The organism is Xanthomonas hortorum pv. cynarae (genome assembly GCF_002939985.1).
GTDB lineage: Bacteria > Pseudomonadota > Gammaproteobacteria > Xanthomonadales > Xanthomonadaceae > Xanthomonas > Xanthomonas hortorum_D.
The window spans coordinates 37363-58934 of record NZ_MDFM01000030.1; the positions used below are offsets into that span (position 1 = coordinate 37363).

Below are 21572 nucleotides of genomic sequence, written 5' to 3' on the forward strand. Positions count from 1 at the left end.
GCGTTGATCCGGCAGCTTTTGCAGTGGCGTGACCGGTCGATTACAGTTGCCGTCACGCGTTTTTTGTTAAAATTCGGATAATCTCAACGATTGGACAGCCGGTTCAGCGCCTGTCTGCATTGTTCATCCAGACTTCGCATATGACCCAGCAACGCACTCTCAAAAACACCATTCGTGCCACCGGCGTCGGCCTGCACAGCGGCGACAAGGTGTATATGACGCTACGACCGGCTCCTGTCGATCATGGCGTGGTGTTCCGGCGTGTGGACCTGGAACCTGTCGTCGAAGTCCCCGCCGATGCCGAGCTGGTCACCGAGACCACGCTGTGCACCGGTTTGACCTGCAATGGCGCCAAGATCCAGACAGTTGAACACCTGATGTCGGCACTGGCCGGCCTGGGTGTGGACAACGTCATCGTCGAACTGTCGTCGGCCGAGTTGCCGATCATGGATGGCTCGTCCGGCCCGTTCGTGTTCCTGCTGCAGTCGGCAGGCATCGTCGAGCAGAACAAGGCCAAGCGCTTCATCCGCATCAAGCACACGGTGGAAGTACGCGAGGGCGACAAGGTCGCGCGCTTCGAGCCATACGAGGGCTACAAGCTCGGTTTCACCATCGAATTCAATCACCCGATGATCCCGGCCAAACAGTCGCGCCAGGAAATCGAGTTCTCCACCTCGGCCTACGTCAAGGAAATCTCGCGCGCCCGCACCTTCGGCTTCATGCGCGACCTGGAGTACATGCGCGAGCGCAATCTGGGCCTTGGCGGTTCGATGGACAACGCCATCGTGCTGGACGAGTTCCGCGTGCTCAACGAGGACGGTCTGCGTTACACCAACGAATTCGTGCGGCACAAGATCCTGGACGCCATCGGCGATCTGTATCTGGCCGGCGGCGCCATCCTGGGCGCCTACGAAGGCTTCAAATCCGGCCACGCGCTCAACAACAAGCTGGTGCGTGCGCTGCTGGCCGATCAAGCCGCCTGGGAATGGGTCAGCTTCCCCGAAGGCAGCGTGCAGCCGCCGGTCACCTACGCCAGCCCCGTCTACGCCTGATGTCAGGGAATGCCTTAGTTGGCGTTCGAAGTGTGAACTCCGTCGGATTTCCGGCCCGTTCTTAACGTTTATTTAAGACTTCTCTAACTCCTGTGTGGCCTATGCCCGCTAGGATGCGTCGGGTCGTGTGCGGTCTTCGCAATTCTTTCACGCACCGGCGGCCGTTTCGAAAAGGCGGCACGGACATCACCGCTTGGTCGGTGGAACGTCCTGCAAGGAGGCCAAGGCGTCGCGCAGTCCTTTGTGCGTCGCCTCGGAGACAGGGCGTGGACGTTCACGGTTCTGCGGCATTGGGGAATGCAGCGGGGTCGTGATGGTCTTGATGGTCACTGCGGTGGCCTTCAGTCCGATGGATCGGGCGGCATCCAACAATTGGGTCTCGGCAAGCCGCAATTTGGCATGCCAGACAGGTGAATCAACCAGAAAAACGAGCTGTTCGCCTCGGACATTGGCCAACCGGCAACGGGTGGCCAGATGAGGCGGTAACAGGGGGCGCAACTGCCGGTCCAGCGCATCGAGCCACAAGGCGCGACGCAAGGGGTCGCCAGCCTTTTCACCCAACGCGGCCTCGATGGCCGGTTGTGGAGCTGAAGGGTTGCGTGCGTTGGACTTGGGCTTGGACATGACACTCATATGGCGTTGAAGAAAGTTGTAATCAAATCTCGGCAAACCCGGACCCAGCGTGTGGTCCGACAGTTCCAGGGCTTCGCCGCAGATCGACCGATGGTAGTCCTCGGCGCGGTGTTGGGCTTGGGGATGTTGATCGGCGTCGGTGCCAGCACCGCCACCGGCATGGTGACCAATTCCGCGCTGCAGGCCAAGGTCGCGCAGCAGCAGGTGGAGCTGGCCCAGGCGCAGCGCGCCTCGCAGGCGCAGGTCAATGCACTGGCCGCACGCATGGGCGAGCTGCAGGCCCAGGCCACCCGCCTCAATGCCTTGGGCGAGCGGCTGACCGAAATGGGCAAGTTGAAGGACGGCGAGTTCGACTTCGACGCGCCGGTCGGCGTCGGCGGCGGCGATGAGCCGGTCAGCGACATGCCGGTCGAATCGCTCAAGGAGACCCTAGGGCAAGTCGAACAGCAGTTCTCCGCCTCCGGCCAGCAACTGAACGTGCTTGCCTCGCTGATGTTCGATCATCAGCTCGAGCAGAATTCGGTGCCTTCGCGGATGCCGATCCGCAATACCTACATCACCTCGGGCTTCGGCGGCCGCGCCGATCCGTTCGACGGTGGTTCGGCCTTCCACAAGGGTGTGGACTTCCATGCCAACGTGGGCGACCCGGTGATGTCGGTCGCCGATGGCGTGGTCAGCTATGCCGGCGTGCGCGGCGGCTATGGCAACGTGGTGGAAGTGGATCATGGCAATGGCTACGTGACCCGCTATGCACATAACTCGCGGCTGGTGGTGAAGGTGGGCGATCTGGTGCGCGCCGGCCAGCAGGTGGCCAGGGCCGGTTCCAGCGGCCGTTCCACCGGCGCACACGTGCATTTCGAAGTGTGGGCGGACGGGCGGGTGGTCAATCCGCGCAAGTTCCTGGGCGATACCAACACGCCGGTAGGACGTCGCGGGCGCGGTTGACGAAGGCGCGCTCAGCGCTTGATTCGTGAAGGCCCGCCCCAAGCTACAATAGGGTGTTGCCATCGACAGGGCGCAGTGCGCCCTGTTTCGTTTACGGCGGCCGGGTCTTGGGGACCGGCGTCGGTCAAACCGTTCCTTTTCAACCGGTTTCTTCAATGATCAACAGTCTGCTTACCCGTGTCTTTGGCAGTCGTAACGAACGCCAGCTGCGCCAGCTCACCCGCCTCGTCACCCAGATCAATGCGCTGGAGCCGACGATCGAGAAGCTCTCCGACGCCGAGCTGCAAGCCAAGACCCCGGAGTTCAAGCAGCGACTTGCCGCCGGCGAGTCCCTGGACAAGATCCTCCCCGAAGCCTTTGCGGTCTGCCGCGAGGCCAGCCGCCGCGTGCTCGGCATGCGCCATTACGATGTGCAGCTGATCGGCGGCATGGTGTTGCACCTGGGCAAGATCGCCGAGATGCGCACCGGCGAAGGCAAGACCCTGGTCGCCACGCTGCCGGTGTACCTCAATGCGCTGCAGGGCGAGGGCGTGCATGTGGTCACGGTCAACGACTACCTGGCGCGCCGCGATGCCGCGCAGATGGGCAAGTTGTACAACTGGCTGGGCCTGAGCGTGGGCGTGGTGTATCCGGGCATGCCGCATAGCGACAAGCGCGAGGCCTACGGCAGCGACATCACCTACGGCACCAACAACGAATTCGGTTTCGATTACCTGCGCGACAACATGGCGCTGTCGCGTGCCGATCGTTACCAGCGCAATCTGCATTACGCGATCGTCGACGAAGTCGACTCGATCCTGATCGACGAGGCGCGCACGCCGCTGATCATCTCCGGCCCGGCCGACGAATCGCCGGAGCTGTACATCCGCGTCAACCGCATCGTGCCGCAGCTGACCAAGCAGGAAAGCGAAGAAGGCGAGGGCGATTACTGGATCGACGAGAAGGGCAAGCAGGTGCATCTGTCGGAGGCGGGCATGGGTCACGCCGAAGAACTGTTGATGCAGGCCGGTATTCTCGAGAATGCCGAAGACGGCCTGTATGCCGCGCAGAACCTGAGCGTGGTGCATCACCTCAACGCCGCACTGCGTGCGCATGCGATCTATCAGCGCGATGTGGATTACATCGTGCGCGATGGCGAAGTGGTGATCGTCGACGAATTCACCGGCCGTACGCTGTCCGGGCGTCGCTGGTCCGATGGCCTGCATCAGGCGGTCGAGGCGAAGGAAGGCGTGCCGGTGCAGCGCGAAAACCAGACGCTGGCCAGCATCACTTTCCAGAACCTGTTCCGCATGTACAAGAAGCTGTCCGGCATGACCGGTACGGCCGACACCGAAGCCTACGAATTCCAGAGCATCTACGGCCTGGAAGTGGTGGTGATCCCGACCAACCGCCCGACCGTGCGCAAGGACCACCCGGACCAGGTGTTCCTCAACCGCAAGGGCAAGTTCAATGCGGTGCTGGCCGATATCGAAGATTGCGCCAAGCGCGGTCAGCCGGTGCTGGTGGGCACCACCTCGATCGAAACCTCGGAGATGCTGTCCGAGCATCTGCGCAATGCAGGTGTGAAGCACGAAGTGCTCAACGCCAAGCAGCACGAGCGCGAAGCCACCATCGTGGCCAACGCCGGCCAGCCGGGTGCGGTGACCATCGCCACCAACATGGCCGGTCGCGGTACCGACATCGTGCTGGGCGGTTCGCTGGAAACCGAGCTGCACGGCATGGGCGAGGACATCAACGACGAACAGCGCCTGCAGGCCAAGACCGAATGGCAGCGTCGGCACGATGCGGTCAAGGCGGCCGGCGGCCTGCACATCATCGGTACCGAGCGGCACGAGTCGCGCCGTATCGACAACCAGCTGCGCGGCCGTGCCGGTCGTCAGGGCGACCCGGGTTCCTCGCGCTTCTATCTGTCGCTGGAAGACAATCTGATGCGCATCTTCGCCTCGGACTGGGTCCAGAAGGCGATGCGCATGATGGGCATGAAGGAAGACGACGTCATCGAAGATCGCCTGGTCAGCCGGCAGATCGAAAAGGCGCAGCGCAAGGTGGAAGCGCACAACTTCGACATCCGCAAGAACCTGCTGGATTTCGACGACGTCAACAACGATCAGCGCAAGGTGATCTACGCCCAGCGCGACGAATTGCTGGACGCCGAATCGGTCAAGGACAACGTCGACGGCATCCGTGGCGATGTGATCTACGACCTGGTCGCGCGCTTCGTGCCGCCCAATTCGGTCGACGAGCAGTGGGACCTGAAGGGTCTGGAAGCCACGCTGGAATCGGAACTGGGCATGCCGCTGGCGCTGAGCGAGATGGCGCGTACCCAGGAAGAGCTGGACGCCGAGCAGATCGCGGCCAAGGTGCAGGCAGCGGTGGATGCGCACTTTGCCGAGAAGGAAGCGGCGGTGGGCAACGACACCATGCGCGCATTGGAGAAGCACGTGATGCTGACCGTGCTCGACCAGGGCTGGAAGGAGCATCTGGCCAAGATGGATTACCTGCGCCAGGGCATCTATCTGCGCGGTTACGCGCAGAAGCAGCCCAAGCAGGAATACAAGAAGGAAGCCTTCGAGCTGTTCTCCGAGATGCTGGAGAACGTCAAGCGCGAAGTGATCAACCTGCTGGCACGCGTGCGCATCCGCAGCGAAGAAGAAGTGGCCGAGCTGGAAGAGCAGGAGCGTCTGCAGGCGCAAGCGCGCTTGATGGCTTCGCAGTTCCAGCATCAGGACGTGGGCGGTTACGGTGCCGACGAGGAAGTGGAACAGATGCAGGCCGGCAACGCGCCGGTGCCGGTGTCGCAGGTGACCCGCGACGAGCCCAAGGTGGGCCGCAACGACCCGTGCCCGTGCGGCAGCGGCAAGAAGTACAAGCACTGCCACGGTCAACTCAGCTGAGCTGAGTTGACCGTGGTGCAGCCCGTGGAGCGGGCTGCACACCTAGCATCCGCTGTGCGGATGCTAGGTGCACGGTATTCCTCCGATTCCCGCGCCTTTGGCGCGCTCCCTTACCAAGGGGGCTCTACTGACGGAGGGGATTCGTGGGGCTTGTTGAGAAGCGGGAATTGTTTGAACAGCGGGATTGAATGTCGGAGGCTGCGTGCAAGGCCTGTCTCCCGATTCCGTTTGCGTTTGGCGAACTTCCTACCAAGAGCCTTGTTTGCAGAGTCGGTAGGCGTTTGTCTGGAAAGCATGGCTTAAGGGCGAGGAGGGCACGCTTGGCGGGCTCTACCCCGGTGAGCGTCAGCGCGGCGTATGCTCATTCCACGTCCTGCGTGGAGTGCGGTCATGTCGCTGTCCAGCCAGCAACTGAAGGTGTTCGTGCCTGCGCGCGACTACGCGTTGTCGCAGCGGTTCTATCGCGCGCTGGGCTTCGTGCAGGAAGACGAAGTAGGCAACGTGACCTGCTTCCGGCATGGCACGCATTGCGCGTTTTTGTTGCAGGATTTCTATCTGCGCGAGCTGGCCGAGAATCTGATGCTGCACTTGTGGGTGGACGACGCGGATGGCTGGTGGCAGCACGTGCACGACACCGGGCTGGCCGAGCAGTTCGGGGTGACCTGCAGTGCGCCGGAAGATCGACCATGGGGCGCACGCGATTTCACCTTGCACGATCCCAGCGGAGTGCTCTGGCGCATCGGGCATCCGCTGTAGGGCCGGGATTTGAGATCGGGATTAGGGATTGGCAGAAGCACATATGCTGCGCTTTGACCAATCCCGAATCCCCAATCCCCAATCCCCGCCCTCAAGCGATTGCACTGAACCGCTCACTCGCGGCACTCTTGTGCCCATGCCAGATTCTCTAAGATCCATCCACGTCGTTGCCGGCGTGATCACCGACGCCCGCGGCCGCATCCTGCTGACCCGCCGTACCGAAACCCGCGACATGCCCGGCCTGTGGGAGTTTCCGGGCGGCAAGCGCGAACCTGGCGAAACCTCCGAACAGGCACTGGTGCGCGAACTCAATGAAGAGCTCGGTATCGAGGCGCAGGTGGGCGAGTGGCTGATGGATGTGCCGCATTTGTACCCGGACAAGCGGCTGCGTCTGGAAGTTCGCCACATCACCGCATGGAAAGGCAGCCCGCGCGGGCGCGAAGGCCAGGCGATGACCTGGGTGGCCGCAGACAAGCTGACCCGCTATTCGATGCCGCCGGCCGACGTGCCGGTGGTCGGTGCGCTGCGCCAGCCCGACCGCTATCTGATCACGCCCGAACCGGATGACGAGATGCTGTGGCTGGAAGGTCTGGAGCGTGCGCTGCAAGAGGGCGTTACGCGTATCCAGTTGCGCGCGCGGCAGGCCGAGCCCGCGCGCTGGCAGGCATTGCTGCAACAGGTGATGCGCGTGCGTGGTCGTGCGCGCGCGCAGCTGCTGCTCAATCGCGACATCGCGCTGGCCGGCGAACTCGGCATCGGTGTGCATCTGGGATCTGAGCAATTGGCCGCACTGCAACAGCGCCCGCTGCCTGCCGAACAGCTGGTTGCCGCCTCGTGCCACGGATTGGAAGATCTGCATCACGCACAGCGCCTGGGCTGCGATTTTGCGGTACTGGGTCCGGTGCAGACGACGACCTCGCATCCGGGTGCGGCACCGTTGGGATGGGACGGTTTCGAAACCTTGCGCGAGCAGGTCTCGCTACCGATCTACGCACTCGGCGGCATGCAGATCGACGACCTGCGTGAAGCACGCTCGCATGGCGCGCAAGGCATTGCGGCAATTCGCTCGCTCTGGCCGCAGTGATTGCTCCGTCGGCGACCCTGGTGGTGTTCGGCGGATTGCCGGGCGTCGGCAAGAGTTCCATTGCGCAGCTGCTGCTCACGCACTGCAATGCGATGTATCTACGCATCGACACCATCGAGCAAGCGCTGCGCGACAGCGGTGCACTCGCCCACGACGTCGGGCCAGCCGGCTATCTGATTGCCTACGCCATTGCAGAGGCGAATCTGCGCCAACGCCAGGTGGTGGTTGCCGATAGCGTCAATCCCTTGCCGGTCACCCGCGAGGCATGGCGTGGCGTGGCGCGTCGCACACAAAGCCACCTGCTGGAGATCGAAGTGGTGTGCAGCGATCGCGACGTTCATCGGCAGCGCGTGGAATCGCGGCATAGCGAAATCCCCGGACTGCGCGCGCCGGACTGGTCTTCCGTACTCGCGCATGACTATGTGGCCTGGACCGAGCCGCATTGGGTGATCGACAGCGCTGTGCTGAGTGTGGAGCAGTCGGTCGCAGAGATCATGCGTCGGCTTGCTGTTTAGTTTGAAGACGCCTAGTAAGCAGTTTTACTGCTGGCGTATTCACCGCGCGCAACATGCAATGCACCGGTGTCGGTCTCGCAGGAGAGAAATTCAATCGCGCATTCAATCTGGGTACATCGCGCGTCTGTGCATAAGAGAAAACCTACGTCACTGTCAGGCGCATCCCTACGCGGCACTAAGTGGCTTGCTCTAGGTCCTGACGCGATAGCCATCTACCTTGGTGAACCCGCGTCGCCTGCGACACGCGGGGATTTTTCAACGCGCCCCGGCGTTCCGCGCAACGCGGCGTCATCGTGCCCTTGATCAACATCCAATGGAGCTTCATGAACAGGATTTATCGCCTGGTGCTTAATCGCGCCACCGGCTCGATGCAGGTTGCATCCGAACTGGCCACATCCCACGGTTCTTCCGCCCGCGCCACCGGCAGCGTCAGCCATCGTTCGCCGCTGACCACGGCGATGCTGGTTGCGCTCGGCCTGCTCGCAGCGCCTTCTGCGTTTGCCGCCGTCTTCGATTTCAACAGCGATGACACCATCACCAGCTCGCGGGTGTACGCCGATGGCTTCCGCGTTGGCCCGAACGGCACCGTGGTGGTCGATGTCAGCGGCACCGCCGTGGTCACCTCCGACGAGGACGTCTCGCTGGGCAGCACCGCAGCCGGTAACGGCACCCTGCGCCTGACTGGCCCGGGCGCGCGCCTGGCCATCAATAGCGGGTTCTGGGACCTGCTCGTGGGCGATGCCGGCATCGGCAACATGACACTGCAGGGCGGCAGCCAGGCCACCACGGCGGGCTTGATGACCTTGGGCAACCAGCAGGGCAGTACCGGCAATGTGCTGGTCACTGGCGCCGGGTCGGCACTCACAGCACGCAATATCCGTGTCGGCCGCGGAGGCACCGGCACCATGGAGATCACCAATGGCGGCACCGTCACGACGACACGCCCCTATTCGGTTGTCAATGACTACGGCATGAGCCTCGGTGACGGCACCAATGGCGCCGGTACGGTCAATATCAGCAATGGCGGTACTCTGGCTATCACCGACAATTTCTTGTTGGTCGGCATGGTCCGCGACGGCACCCTCAACATCGGCAACGGCGGCACGGTCAACGCCGACCGAGGTGTGCATCTGGGCGGCACCCTCATCAGCCTCAGCAACAACGGCACCAGCAACGGCACCGTGAACGTGGCCGATGGCGGTGAGCTCAATACGGCAGAGCTGATCCTTGGTGTACATAGCGATTCCAGCGGCGTGGTAACCGTGACCGGCACAGGCAGGATCAACGCAGACACGGTCTCGGTCGGCTCCAACGGCGACGGAAGTCTGACCCTGTCCGGCGGCGCTGTGCTCCTCGCAACCACCGACGTGCTCGCCGAGCGCCCCAACGGCATCAGCGACAACTTCGGCCAGACCGGCCGTATCGTGGTCAGCGGAGCCGGTTCGGCGATCGAAGCCCCGCGCGTGGATGTCAGCAATGAGCTGCTGGTCGAAGGCGGTGCGGCGATCCGTTCGACCACGGCCACCATCAAGGATTCCTACGCCAATACGCGGACCAACGCGACGCTTACCGGTGCTGGTTCGAACTGGACCAATAGCGGTGCGATGCGGGCCTTCACCAACTTCGAGGTGCTCGGCGGCGCTGTCGTCAGTACCGATACCTTGAACATCTCCGGCGGCCTGAACTCCTCGACGTTTGCGCCCCGGCTTGAGCACGATCAGGTTCGCGTCAGTGGTGCAGGATCAGCGATCGTTGCCGCCAACGGCGTCACCGTTGGAGGCACTGTGTTCGAACCCTACGGCGTGCTAAGCGCCAGCAGCGGTGGCCGCATCGATGGCGGTAGCGGGATTACGCTGGGTACTGCCGGTTATCTGGTCTTAGGTGGTGGCATGGATCAGTGGTCGCTTGTCACGACTGCGCCGACCTGGCGCGCTGCCGAAGCGGCAGGCGAATTGTCCGCTTCACCGATCCTGATGCAGGCCAACTCCGGCGGCTTGGTGTTCAACCACACCGGCGATGCCACCTTGTCAAATACCATCAGCAGCGTGCCGAGCGGCAATTCGTGGGTCAGCGGCCAATTGCTACAGCTATTCGGCAACACTCGCCTGGATGGCAACCTGACTGCATTCGGCGGTGAAATCAACGTCACCGGCGGCACCTTGGAGATCAATTCGGATCTCTACACTGGCCAGGGCTATACGGATCCCGGCGAGGCATTTCCTCAGGAGATCCTGGTCTCAGGTGGCACCCTGGTGCTCAATGGCACGTCCGGTTTTCAGCAGCAGGTCACCCTGGGTAACACCGTCGAGACCATCCGTAGCTCGACTGCAGTAATTACCGGCGAGGGGATCCTGGCCGGCAACGCCAGGCTCGGTAGTACCGCTTTGGGCAATGGCGGGACTTTGTCGCCAGGGCGGAACGGCGTCGGCACGATGGCCTTCGATGGCGACCTGTACTTCGCTGCAAATAACGGGCTCGGCGCCGCGATTACCGGCACTTCGTTCTACGACGTCGACGTGCTCGGCAATGGTCAGAGCGATCGGCTGGTCGTTGCAGGCAGGGCCTACTTCGGCCGTACCTCGGGCCTGACCAACATCGCCGATGCCGCCCTGCGCGTGACCGCTCTTGACCCCGCCGTCAGTTATCAGAATGGCCAGACCTACACGATCGTCGAGGCTGCCGGTGGCGTGGTGGGTCGCTTCGACCAGGTGACTTCGCGGTCGGCCTTCCTCGATCCGAGCGTGACTTACACCGACAACCAGGTGCAGTTGAGTATCGCAGTGAGAGATACCCCCCCACCGGTCACGCCGGTGGATCCGGTCACTCCAGTCACGCCAGTGGATCCGGTTGCCCCAGTTACTCCGGTCGCCCCAATTACGCCGGTCGCCCCGCCGCTGGTATTTGGTGCAGTTGCGGTCAGCAGCAACCAGCGCGCCACCGCCGCCGCGCTGAACACCCTGCAGCAGTCCGGCGCAGCACTGGCGCTCTACAACGGCCTGTTGATGATGGACGCCGACACTGCCCGTGCGGCCTTCGACGATCTCTCCGGCGAAATCCACGCCAGCAACCGTGCTCTGCTGTTGGAAGACCGCTTCCTGCGCGAGGGCATCAACCAGCGCCTGCGCCAGAACCGGACCATCGCCGAGGATGGCGGTGCTTCGGCCTGGGTCTCCGGCGGCGGCGCTTCCAATCGCCAGGACGGTGATGGCTCGGCTGCTCGTGCCAACCAGCATCGCGAAGGCCTGATGGCCGGTGTGGACTGGTCGTTCGGGGAACGCTGGACGGTCGGCCTGGCCGCAGGCTCGGAATCGCTGCGTCAGCAGATCCATGCGCGCAACGCGTCCTCCGATGTGGATGCCGTGCACGCCGGCGTGTATGCCAGTTTTCGTGGCGATGCGGCATGGATCACCGGCGGTGCCAGCTATGCCGATTACCAGGTGGACACCGAGCGTACGGTGGGCATGGGTAGCAGCATCGCCCAGGGCCTGAATAGCCGTTACGACGCGGATGCAGTGTCTGCCTTCGCTGAAGGTGGCTGGGACTTCGAGCTGGATGCGCTCACCCTGACCCCGTACGTGGCCCTGGCATACACGCGTCTGTCCACCGATGCCGGTGTGGAGAACGGCGGTAACGCGGCACTGGCGATCGACGCCAGCAAGGACGAGGTGTGGACCACCACCGCTGGCGTGCGGGCTGCGTGGGATATCAGCGGCAGACAGCAGGATGGTGCGCGACTGGAGGCTGGGCTGGCCTGGCAAAATGCAGGTGGCGAACTGCATGCCGATTCCCGTCACCGTTTCGTGGCCGGCAGCAACACCTTCACCGTCGATGGCGTGCCGCTGGCGCGTAACGTCGGCATTGCCGAGCTGGGCGTGTCGATCAATACCTCCAGCAACAGTCGCTTGTCGCTGTTCGGCCAGGGTCGTGCCGGAGGTGGTCAGCGCGAGGTGGGCGCACAGTTGAACTGGACGTTCGCTTTTTAAGCGTCACCGGTTTGCGTTGAAACAACGCCGAGGGGCCCCGCGAGGGCCCTTTGTCGTTACAGGATGCATTTTTTCTCGCACGATCCTATCTGCTGCACCCGGCTGGCGACTCCGCAATAATTTTTTCCGGCGGCTCTAAAACGTCACCCAGAAGCAGTTGTACTGCCGGCGCAGGCGCAGCACGCTGCGTGCGGGCGTGCCGCTGGGGAGGTTCTGTTCCAAGCGCAGGCCCCACGGTCGTGGGCGGCTTGGAGTTGCGGGAAGCGGGGCGTCGATGGCGCTGCCGTCCAACGATGGAGCGGCTGTGGCTGTGCTGCCGGCCTCGGCTTCCCAGGCTGGTGTCTCGCTTTGCGGATACATCGGGACGATATCCAGCAACGGGCGTTGCACGATCGCTTCCAGGCGGCTCAAGACCTGGTTGGCAGCGGCGTCGGATTGCCCGCTCCAGAGGTAGAGGCTGGAGAGCCGGTTGACGTCGCGGCTGTCCACCGCCAGTTGCAGCAATGACACCAGTTCGCTCAGTCGACGCGGGCAGCCGTAGCGATACAGGCCGGTGTTGCCCTGCGTGCGGGTGGCCGGTGGCGGACGCGCAGCGGCGCCGACGTCTTCGCAGCGGCGGTCGGTGAACATGGTCTGCGCATCCGGCGTGACGCAGCGGCGGATCTCCTGCGCCTGCACGCGCATGGCGGAGCCAAGGCAGAACAACAGCAACAAAGGCAGCAGGAGGCGATGCATCAGCGCAGCGTAGCGGGGGGCGTGTGAGCTGGCGAGATACGTGCGCGCGCAGACGTGCATGCGATACCGGCCGGTCACGCGTTCAACCTCGGCAGCACGCGTGCGCATCAGGGCCTGCGCGTCGGTGTGGGACGTGCTGTGGTTGTGATGCAAGGCCGGCCAAACGCGCGCCAGCAGCGCACGCGCGCGCAAACCCCGCACTCAGCGCCCGATCAGCTGCAACACCTGCGTGGTCGGCTTGGCCAGGTTGAGCGTGTAGAAGTGCAGGGCCGGCGCGCCGCCGGCGATCAGGCGTTCGCATACCGTGGCCACCACTTCCGCACCGAAGGCGCGCACCGCATCGGCATCGTCGCCGTAGGACTGCATCTTCTTGCCGATCCAGCGCGGAATCTCCGCACCGCATTGCTCGGAAAAACGCCGCAGCTGCGAGAAATTGGAGATCGGCATGATGCCGGGGATGATCGGGATCTCCACGCCCATGCGCTGCACCGTGTCGCGGAAATGAAAGTACGCGTCGGCGTTGTAGAAGTACTGGGTGATCGCCGCATCGGCGCCGGCATCCACCTTGGCCTTGAAGTAACGCAGATCGCTCAGCGCATCGGTCGCCTGCGGATGGGTTTCCGGGTACGCACCGACTTCGATACGGAACGCATCGCCGTGTTCGGCGCGGATGAAGGCAATCAGGTCCGAGGCATAGCGCAGGTCGCCCGGATGGCCCATGCCCGAAGGCAGATCGCCGCGCAGCGCGACGATGCGGGTGCAGCCGATCGCGCGATAGAGTTTGAGCAGTTCGCGGATTTCCTGGCGGCTGCCGCCGACGCAGGACAGATGCGGGGCGGCTTCGAAGCCATGCTTCTGCTTGAGGTGACGCACCGTCTCGGAGGTGTAGCTGAGCGTGGAGCCGCCGGCACCGAAGGTGCACGACACGTATTCCGGCGCGTAGCCCTTCAACCTGGCCGCGGTGCGGTCCAGCTGCGCGCGCTGGTCGTCGGTCTTGGGCGGGTAAAATTCGAAACTGAGATGCGTCATCGCGGCGGGTCCGGCAGAGCGTGCGGGCATAATATCGCTTCATCGCGATGAATGAATATTTGGTTGCGGGCGCCCCGATCGGAGCGCAACATGCAAGAAGAGGAAATGGATGTCATCTCCGAATCGTTGGGCCGCATCTGGGTCGCGCTGGCGCGCAGCGTCGGCGACCTGGCGCTCGCCCTGGCCGAGCAGCCCGGTGTGGATGGCGACAAGTTGCTGAGCGACTTCGCTGCACGCCTGCCGTCCGGGCAGGACGACGGCACCTCGAAGGTGTTCGAGGCGATTCGCCAGTACATCGACCAGGGCGTCGCTCCCAGCGAGGAGTGATGCGTGCCACGCGCGTCTGCGTCGGTGCAGGCGCGCGTGGCGATTCATGTGGTCTAGCGCTGCGCAGCATCGCTGCCCACCTGCGCCAAACGTTGACGCCTGCATGCCTACACTGGGCGCCATTTCTATGGAGCGCCTTGCATGAGCGACACCACGATGACCGCCATCGCCATCCGCGATGGCAAGGGCGATGCGGATGCGCTGTACGTCAGCGTGCAACCGCGGCCGCGTCCCGCGCCGGGGCATGTGTTGATCCGCGTGCACGCCGCCGGCATCAATCGTCCCGATCTGCTGCAACGTGCCGGCCACTATCCGCCGCCGCCCGGCGCGCCGGAGACGCTTGGGCTGGAAATCGCAGGCGAAATCGTGGAGCCGGCCGGTCGCTGGAAAGTGGGCGATCGCGTGTGTGCATTGCTGGGCGGCGGCGGCTACGCGCAGTACGCAGCGGTCGACGCGCGCCATGTACTGCCGATTCCGGCCGGCATGGATCTGGTGCACGCCGCCGCATTACCGGAAACCATCTTTACCGCCTACGCCAACCTGTTCGAGCACGGCCGGCTCGCGGCCGGCGAGTGGCTGTTGCTGCATGGCGCCACCTCCGGGATCGGCGTCACCGCGATCCAGATGGCCAAGGCCGCCGGCGCGCGTGTATTGGCTACCGCACGTTCGGCGGGCAAGGCGGCACAGGCGCGCGAACTGGGCGCCGATGTGGCGATCGACTCCACCACCGAATCGTTTGTCGCCGTGGCCAAGGCGCACGGCGGTGTGGATGTGTCGCTCGACATGGTGGGCGCGGCGGTGTTCGCCGATACCCTGGAGGCGCTCAATCCGCGCGGGCGCATCGTCTACATCGCCTCGCAGGCCGGTTCGACCATCGAGGTGCCGATTCCGCTGCTGATGCGCAAGCAGGCGATCCTCACCGGTTCGACGCTGCGCCCGCGCAGTGCCGACGAAAAGGCGCGTCTGGCGGCGGAAGTGGAGCGCGTGGTGTGGCCGTGGATCGCGCAGGGCAAGCTGCGCGTGCTGCTCGACAAGCGCTTCCCGCTGAGCGAGGCCGCTGCGGCGCATCGCTATCTGGAGCAGGGCAGCCACCTGGGCAAGGTGGTGCTGGAGATGTGACTGCCTGCGGTCAGCTGCCTGGCATGCGCGTGTGTCAGGCAGGCGACTCCTGTCGCGGGCAGATCGGCCTTGGGTATCTTCGGCAGGGCATCCGTCCGCTCGTACTTTTTGACGAATCGCGAAACGATTCGGGCATGGGATGCAGTTGCAGCCGGCGTCGTTGCACTGCAGATCACATCGTCGTGTCGACGACCGCTTCAAGGTGGTGACCGTCCGGGTCGATGACGAACGCGGCGTAGTAATCGTCGCCGTAATCCGGCCGCAAGCCGGGTGCGCCGTTGCAGCTGCCGCCGTGCTGTAGCGCTGCCAGATGGAAGGCGTCTACCGCGCCGGCAGCGGAGGCGGCAAATGCCAGATGGAAGCCGGCCCCGGTTGCACAGAGCCTGGCGTCGCGCTGCTTCAACGCCAGGCTGTCTTCACCGCCGGGCCGGCCGTAGCCGACCGCCTGATCGAGCGTACCCGGCTCCAGATCGGACCACACCCGCACATAGCCGAGCGCGCCGAGTACGGCGTCGTAAAAGGCGGCCGATGCCTCGATCGTGCGAACGCCAAGCGAAACGTGATGCAACATCGGTGTCATCCCTCAAGGGTGGAGGCACATCCGCGTGCCGGCGGCGATCGTGGTCTGTGCCGGTACTGGCGTCAATTGGCGTGTCGGGAGGGTTCGCAAGATCGCATGCGTTGCCTGATCCGGAGATGGGCCATCGTCAGCTGGAGGCCGCGACCAGCCGGCCATGCTGCACCTTCGCAATGATGCAGCCGCGCAGCAATGGCCGCTCTTGCGCGGCCACCACGCGTCGCAGGTATAGCAAAACAAGCAGGAGCGATGTCTCGCGGCGAGCCGCACCCTGACCGTACACTGCGTGCTCGCGTGCAGGGCTGCGGAGCTGCATTGCGCCATTGCCGCGTTGGCCCCGCGCAATCGCTTTCCTCATGCGATCGAAGCGGCGCTGTCACTTCCACATCAGCACGAAGGTTTCGATGAAGCATCCAGACGCATTGCGCATTGCCCTTGTCGGTATCGGCAAGATCGCCCGCGACCAGCATGTGCCCACCATCGCCGCGCGCGAGGATGTGCAGCTGGTCGCCACCGTCAGCCGGCACGGCACGGTCGATGGCGTGCCGGCCTATCACACGTTGGAAGAGGCGTTTGCTGCGCATCCGCAGATCGAGGCAGTGGCGTTGTGCACGCCACCGGTCGGGCGTCATGCGCTTGCCCAGGCCGCACTGAGCGCTGGCCGCCATGTGTTCCTGGAAAAGCCCCCCGCCGCTACGCTCGCAGAAATCGATGATCTACGTGCAGTGGCGCAGCGTGCGCAACGCAGCCTGTTCACCAGCTGGCATTCGCGGTCTGCCGCCGCTGTTGAACCTGCGCGGGCGTGGCTGGCCGACAAACAGATCCTGCGCGCGCACATCACCTGGAAAGAAGACATTCGCCATTGGCATCCGGGGCAGGACTGGATTCTGGAGCCGGGCGGCATGGGCGTTTTCGATCCCGGCATCAATGCGTTGTCCATCGTCACGCATCTGTTGCCACGCCCCTTCGCGCTGCGCGAGGCCGAGTTGCATACGCCGGAAAACCGCCAGGCACCGCTATACGCCAAGCTCGCCTTTGTCGATACTGCGGGTGTGCCGGTGACGGCCGAATTCGACTTCCTGCAAACCGGTCATCAGCGCTGGGATATCGAGGTGGAAACCACCGCAGGCCTGCTCATGCTCAGCGAGGGCGGTGCCAAGCTGAGCATCGATGGGCAGCCGCAGGCAGTGGATGCGGCCGGCGAGTACGACGGCTTGTATCGGCGCTTTGTGCAGCTGGTGCGCAGCGGCGAGTCGGAAGTGGATGTCGCGCCATTCGTGCACGTGGCCGACGCGTTTCTGCTGGCTGCACGCAAGGTTACCGCGCCGTTTGCCTGGTAGTCGGTCGCGCTCTCCAGGGTGCTGCAACATTGCAAACACTGGCCATTGGCCGGTGTTTTTTTGCGTCAAAGACCGCGCGTTTCCACGAGCGTGCTCCAGCGAAACGGCAGCAAATGCCTCGGGTCGACACTTCTGCTGCCGGCATGTCTCAGCGACTGTCCAGCACCGCCTTGTCCTGCCCGACAGTGGCGGTAGTGGTCACGCCATTGGCTGAAGTGGAACGACTCGCAAGCTTGCGCATCGCAGGTGCGATCTGCGCGCGGAAACGCCTAACCACCCATGCCTCGTCCAGCAGCGCAAACGCAAAGAAGCCCAGCAAGGTACCGGCTACCAGCGTGGGCGCGTGCGCAAACGTGCCGGGCAGCAACAGGCTCAGCCACAAAAAGATATTGGGCGAGGTCTGCAGCAGATGGATGTCCGAGGCGATGGCGGCACTGATGCGCTTGCCGGTCATCGCCTGGTGCGTGTGCAGATACAACGCGCTGCCCACGCGGCATGCCATCAATAGCGTAAACGGCAGCAGCAATGCAGCCCATGCCTGCCAGCCGCCATGCAGCAATGCATCGGCCAGCGCCGCTCCGTCGGCGCGCAGCGAGACCAGCAAGGCCATCGGTACCATCGTCAATGAGCCAACCCAGCCCCAGTTGGTTGAGAGCTTGCCGGCCGCGATCGGGCGCACACGCCGCCAGCCCTGTGCGAGCAAGGAGGGCAACGCCAAGGCAAGCAACAGCACCACGAAGAAGCGCTCCAGCGCATGCGCGTTGCCCAGTACTTCACGGTGGTCCACATACAACACCAATAACAGCACCGGCAGCAGGATCGACAGCACCAACGTGTAGCGTGCCGCAAAAAAGTAATCGCCACCGCGCGCCAGCGAGAAGGTCGGTACCGACAAGGCGGGCGGCACGATCAGCAGCAAGCCGATCACATGGATCCATTCGTTCTGGAAGTGTGTGAGCAGGAACATGGCACACAGCGCGCGTGCCACGCTGATGATGCTGAGTGCGATGTTTTCCGGACCTTGGGTCAGGCGCAGAGCGCCCGGTTCGATACGCACCGACAGGAAGAAGGCATTCGCTGCCAGCAGCGCGACGACGGCGGTGGTGGTGACGACATGCGGAAGACTGACGCCCAGGCACGACAGTGCGAAACCGCTGATTGCCGCGAGCAACATCCATTGCAATAGGCGGATCTCGGTCTGCTCGCCCAGATAATTCATGCGCGATGAGCTGCGCGCGGTCATCTGCTTGAGTTCGTCCCACGACAGCGGGCGCGAATTGGGCAGGCGGAAGTCGATGTACTCGGCAGGGGGCAGGCCAGAGGCAATCAGCGCGAACACTTCGACGATGTACTTGTGCGCCACCACCAGGACCTGCTTGCCTTGTCGATCCAGCGGGGCCAGCACGGTGTCGTAGTAGTGCTTGCAACGCGCATACATGTCCATCCAGTGTTCGCCATCGGGTGGCGCTCCATCAGCGTCGTGAAAGCAAGCGTCGTAGAGACGATGGCCGATCGACTTCTTGATCAAGGTCTTGTTCTTGCCGGCAAAAATGCCGAAATCGCGCTCCACCAAGGCGGCGCTCGAGCGCACCTGCGGGTTGCCTTGCGCACCCTCCAGAATGATGGCCGCTGTGGCCTGGGCACGCTCCAATGTGGACACATGCACTTCGTCGAAACGTAATGCGCGTTGGCGCACGTGGCGTGCTGCCTGCTGTGCCTGGCGGCGGCCGAGCGGCGTGAGCGGTGAGTTCTGCGCACCGGCAAAATAGTTCTGTTCGTTGGCGAGCGACTCACCATGGCGCACGAAATAGAGAGGCATCGCATTGCTCCGGTCTGCTGCATAGTTCATCGAGACTGAGGCGTCGCTGCCTGAAGCAGGGCGGCGTCGCCTCATCGGGGGATAGCTGCGGCGCATGCGATGTGCTGATCACACTGCATGCGTCGAGTTGCCCCCGTAGGTCCGGCGAACAAGCGGCTTCGTTGCAGTCGCGAGATTTCTTTTTTCAATCAATGCGAGTTGAACGCGAGCGCGCGTTGATGGTGCTGCGATATTTCGCTCCCTCTGCGTTGCCGCATCACGTGTGCGAGCGTTACTGGAAACATAGGAAAACTGCGCAAATTATTCGGGAGATAAAAAGTCATTCGCGGCCATGACGCGGCAGAGGCACCGTGTCGATCTCAACAAGGCGGTGTATTGGCAGGTTCACAGGTGCGCTACAAGTCACCTTGTCGTGCGATGAGAACAGTGGCGTGTGGCGTATTTGCCTGGATTGCCTCGCAACTCAACGACGCCAAAGACGTGCCCCGCGCGCGGGCAGGGGATGGGGATGACGCGTGCTGTCCAGGCGTGGCCGGCCGATGAAGCAGATGCCCCCGGTAAGCGCGCCGAGCACCAGGACCACGCGCTGGCCGCTAAACTATGCCCATACCCACCTGCCGACCCATTCCCATGCGCAATCCACTGCAAGAACAACTGCTCAAGGCTGGCCTGGTCAAGAAGGCCCAGGTGGACAAGGTCGCACGCGAGCAGCTCAAGCAGCGCCACGCCAAGGGCGCAGCGGTGGCGCCGACAGACGTGGACAAGGTGGACACCGCGCGTCTGCAGGCCGAGCGCGCCGAACGCGATCGCGCGCTGGCCGAAGAGCGCAAGGTGCAACTTCGGCGGCAGGAGGTGCTGGCCCAGGTCCGGCAGATCGTGGAGACCAGCAAGGTCAAGCGCGAGGGCGAGATCGACTACCGTTTCAACGACGGCAGCGTCATCCGCAGCGTGCTGGTCAACCCCACGCTGCGCAGCCAGTTGGCCAGTGGCGCACTTGTGATCGCACGCCACGGCGACGGCTTCGAGCTGATTCCACGCGCAGCCGCCGACAAGGTTTACAGCCGCGATGCGGACACCGTGGTGCTGGACCATGGCCGCAGCAGCGCCCCCGCAGCGACAGACAGCGACGATGACTATTACAGCCAGTTCAAGGTGCCGGACGATCTGATCTGGTGAGTGGCCGCGTGCAAGGCTGCACGCTACCCTGGCGGTCTTTGTCGCCTCCAACACTGCCATGTCGATCGTTCTAACGCCGTTCGCCCGTACCCGTTTGTTCCCGCGCGGTGGTCGCGGCAACGCCATCCAGGGCTGCACGCCCGCGCAGTTCATCCAGCGGCTCAATGACGACGCGCCGGTACGCGTGATCGAAGGCTATGCGCCGTTCTGTCGGTTGCACGTGCACCGCAACTGGACCTCGACCCGCTGCCTCACTGCGCCGATCACCGGCGACAATCGTCACTTGCTGCGTTCCGGCTACGAGGCGCGCAGTACGCAGGAATTGCCGGTGCTGGTGCGTTGGTTCGAAGGTGTCGAACCGCCGGTGGCCACGTATCTCTTGCCGATTTTGTATAGCCGCGATCAGCTGGCGAAAGAAGGCTCGCCCATCGACGCTGACTGGGGCGTAGTCGGTTGCCTCTATACCACCGAGCCGGAGGAAATCCCGATGGCGCCGATCACGATGTTGCGCAACGCACTGGGGGTGGAAGAAGGCGGCTCCGGCACACCGCTTGATCGTGACGCGTATCGGCGCAGCGTTGCGTTCTGGGAACGCAATGCGAATTGGCGGCCTTAGCAGGCAGATCGCTCGTGTCGTATCGTGCGATTTTCGCGCGGCAGACAGAAGAGCACTGCTCTTGAACTCAGGCCTGTCGGCGGCGCGGTGCTGCTTCGCCGCCGCGCGCGTCTCCTTTCGCTGAGCGTGAGATGGGGTTGCACTTACGACTGCAGAGCCGAGCTGCGTGTGCTGTTTTCGGACTCGCCGCAGCTCGACATTCTGGTAACTGTCAGAACCGATATTCGGCATTCACCGACGCCATGTCGGTGCTCAAGTCCACTTCGAATTTCTTGGCGTTGTAATGGTCGTAGTTGGCGCCGATGCTGAAGTGTTCGCCCAGGTTGTAGCCCACGCCAGCGCCTGCATACCACGACAGCTTGTCCAGGTCGGCGCGGTCCGACACGGTGTCATTGCGCAGGCCTTGACCCTTCCAGCCATACAGCCCACCACGCATGCTGGCATACCACTTGTCGCCGAGTGCGAAGCGCTGATTCACGCCTACCGTCCATCCACGCAGCTGGCTCTCGTCTTCGACGACAGCGTCACCGTTGAAGAGATTCTTTGCCTGGATGTTGCCAAGATCGTTGTAGCCAGCTTCCGGACCAATCGACAGCCATGGAAATAGCACGTTCCAGCGATACCCGGCGGAGACGTTGTAGCCGGTATCGCTACCATCGTATGGCCCGCTCTTGAGCGAGGTGCGGCCGACGCCGCCGTTGACGAACCACCCTGATCCGTCGCCGGCTGCACCCTGTGCAAAGACATCGGGTGCTGCTGTCAGGACCAGCGCAGAGAGCGCCAACGTGAGCATGCTTTTTTTCATGACAGGTTCTCTTGAGAATACGAGTGCGGCAGGGAATCACCAACGCAGGCCATGAGTCAGCGCAAGCGTTGCAGCGCGACGTTAGAGCGTGTTATGAACTTTGAAATAGAGCGGCTGCATTTCCAAGCATCAGGATCGTGAAGACGACAAAGTGCAAACCGGCCAAC

The 21572-nt window shown here is 63.5% G+C and carries 18 protein-coding genes; 12 read left to right on the top strand and 6 right to left on the bottom strand.

What is annotated here, in order from left to right; genetic code table 11:
• The first annotated feature begins 140 nt into the window (after positions 1 to 140).
• Entirely contained in the window at positions 141 to 1052 is a 912-nt protein-coding gene (gene lpxC / locus XcyCFBP4188_RS17880) for a UDP-3-O-acyl-N-acetylglucosamine deacetylase (RefSeq protein ID WP_006448956.1), read from the top strand.
• Between the two features lie 186 nt (positions 1053 to 1238).
• On the opposite strand, the gene XcyCFBP4188_RS17885 is transcribed toward lpxC, so the two are convergent.
• Positions 1239 to 1685 (bottom strand): DciA family protein, encoded by a 447-nt coding sequence (locus tag XcyCFBP4188_RS17885; RefSeq protein WP_006448957.1) that lies wholly within the window; start codon positions 1683 to 1685, stop codon positions 1239 to 1241.
• On the opposite strand from XcyCFBP4188_RS17885, the gene XcyCFBP4188_RS17890 reads away from it, so the two are divergent.
• The 6 genes from XcyCFBP4188_RS17890 (at position 1686) to XcyCFBP4188_RS17915 (ending at position 11862) form a co-directional block, all read left to right on the top strand.
• Positions 1686 to 2630 (top strand): M23 family metallopeptidase, encoded by a 945-nt coding sequence (locus XcyCFBP4188_RS17890; RefSeq protein WP_006448958.1) that lies wholly within the window; start codon positions 1686 to 1688, stop codon positions 2628 to 2630. It abuts the gene before it with no gap.
• Positions 2631 to 2785: 155 nt separating this feature from the next.
• Positions 2786 to 5524 carry a preprotein translocase subunit SecA gene (gene secA, locus XcyCFBP4188_RS17895; protein ID WP_006448959.1) on the top strand — a complete coding sequence of 913 codons (2739 nt, stop codon included), beginning with the start codon at positions 2786 to 2788 and terminating at the stop codon, positions 5522 to 5524.
• Positions 5525 to 5914: 390 nt separating this feature from the next.
• The gene (locus XcyCFBP4188_RS17900; protein ID WP_006448960.1) at positions 5915 to 6280 is read left to right on the top strand and encodes a VOC family protein; all 366 of its coding nucleotides are present in this window, start codon (positions 5915 to 5917) and stop codon (positions 6278 to 6280) included.
• Between the two features lie 136 nt (positions 6281 to 6416).
• The gene (locus tag XcyCFBP4188_RS17905; protein ID WP_104592554.1) at positions 6417 to 7364 is read left to right on the top strand and encodes a Nudix family hydrolase; all 948 of its coding nucleotides are present in this window, start codon (positions 6417 to 6419) and stop codon (positions 7362 to 7364) included.
• Entirely contained in the window at positions 7361 to 7879 is a 519-nt protein-coding gene (locus tag XcyCFBP4188_RS17910; RefSeq protein WP_006448962.1) for a P-loop nucleotide/nucleoside kinase family protein, read from the top strand. Before XcyCFBP4188_RS17905 ends, XcyCFBP4188_RS17910 begins: the two co-directional genes overlap by 4 nt.
• A gap of 323 nt (positions 7880 to 8202) precedes the next feature.
• Positions 8203 to 11862, top strand: coding sequence for an autotransporter domain-containing protein (locus XcyCFBP4188_RS17915; RefSeq protein WP_233397339.1), 3660 nt, complete (start codon positions 8203 to 8205; stop codon positions 11860 to 11862).
• Between the two features lie 135 nt (positions 11863 to 11997).
• Here the strand turns inward: XcyCFBP4188_RS17915 and XcyCFBP4188_RS17920 are convergent, their stop codons facing one another.
• Both XcyCFBP4188_RS17920 and metF read right to left on the bottom strand, forming a co-directional pair.
• Complete coding sequence (locus tag XcyCFBP4188_RS17920) at positions 11998 to 12657, bottom strand: hypothetical protein (protein WP_104592562.1); 660 nt, start codon at positions 12655 to 12657, stop codon at positions 11998 to 12000.
• A gap of 141 nt (positions 12658 to 12798) precedes the next feature.
• A complete protein-coding gene (gene metF / locus XcyCFBP4188_RS17925) occupies positions 12799 to 13626 on the bottom strand; it encodes a methylenetetrahydrofolate reductase [NAD(P)H] (RefSeq protein WP_006450126.1) in 828 nt (275 codons plus the stop codon).
• A 90-nt stretch (positions 13627 to 13716) separates the two neighbouring features.
• On the opposite strand from metF, the gene XcyCFBP4188_RS17930 reads away from it, so the two are divergent.
• Both XcyCFBP4188_RS17930 and XcyCFBP4188_RS17935 read left to right on the top strand, forming a co-directional pair.
• Entirely contained in the window at positions 13717 to 13953 is a 237-nt protein-coding gene (locus XcyCFBP4188_RS17930; RefSeq protein ID WP_043908390.1) for a hypothetical protein, read from the top strand.
• A gap of 141 nt (positions 13954 to 14094) precedes the next feature.
• A complete protein-coding gene (locus XcyCFBP4188_RS17935; RefSeq protein WP_104592556.1) occupies positions 14095 to 15072 on the top strand; it encodes an NAD(P)H-quinone oxidoreductase in 978 nt (325 codons plus the stop codon).
• Positions 15073 to 15244: 172 nt separating this feature from the next.
• On the opposite strand, the gene XcyCFBP4188_RS17940 is transcribed toward XcyCFBP4188_RS17935, so the two are convergent.
• The gene (locus tag XcyCFBP4188_RS17940; RefSeq protein WP_043908393.1) at positions 15245 to 15643 is read right to left on the bottom strand and encodes a VOC family protein; all 399 of its coding nucleotides are present in this window, start codon (positions 15641 to 15643) and stop codon (positions 15245 to 15247) included.
• 410 nt (positions 15644 to 16053) lie between these two features.
• Here XcyCFBP4188_RS17940 and XcyCFBP4188_RS17950 point away from each other — a divergent pair, with 410 nt between their 5' ends.
• Positions 16054 to 16989, top strand: a complete 936-nt coding sequence (locus tag XcyCFBP4188_RS17950; protein WP_104592558.1) for a Gfo/Idh/MocA family protein — start codon at positions 16054 to 16056, stop codon at positions 16987 to 16989.
• 148 nt (positions 16990 to 17137) lie between these two features.
• Here XcyCFBP4188_RS17950 and XcyCFBP4188_RS23480 read toward each other — a convergent pair whose 3' ends face one another.
• Positions 17138 to 18808: a histidine phosphatase family protein gene (locus tag XcyCFBP4188_RS23480; RefSeq protein ID WP_233397340.1), complete on the bottom strand. Its 1671-nt coding sequence runs from the start codon at positions 18806 to 18808 to the stop codon at positions 17138 to 17140.
• Between the two features lie 630 nt (positions 18809 to 19438).
• Here XcyCFBP4188_RS23480 and XcyCFBP4188_RS17965 point away from each other — a divergent pair.
• Together XcyCFBP4188_RS17965 and XcyCFBP4188_RS17970 are read left to right on the top strand one after the other, a co-directional pair.
• Complete coding sequence (locus XcyCFBP4188_RS17965; RefSeq protein ID WP_104592559.1) at positions 19439 to 19984, top strand: DUF2058 domain-containing protein; 546 nt, start codon at positions 19439 to 19441, stop codon at positions 19982 to 19984.
• 58 nt (positions 19985 to 20042) lie between these two features.
• Entirely contained in the window at positions 20043 to 20600 is a 558-nt protein-coding gene (locus XcyCFBP4188_RS17970; protein ID WP_104592560.1) for a DUF3228 family protein, read from the top strand.
• 211 nt (positions 20601 to 20811) lie between these two features.
• On the opposite strand, the gene XcyCFBP4188_RS17975 is transcribed toward XcyCFBP4188_RS17970, so the two are convergent.
• Positions 20812 to 21405 carry a porin family protein gene (locus XcyCFBP4188_RS17975; RefSeq protein ID WP_006450135.1) on the bottom strand — a complete coding sequence of 198 codons (594 nt, stop codon included), beginning with the start codon at positions 21403 to 21405 and terminating at the stop codon, positions 20812 to 20814.
• Positions 21406 to 21572 lie beyond the last annotated feature (167 nt).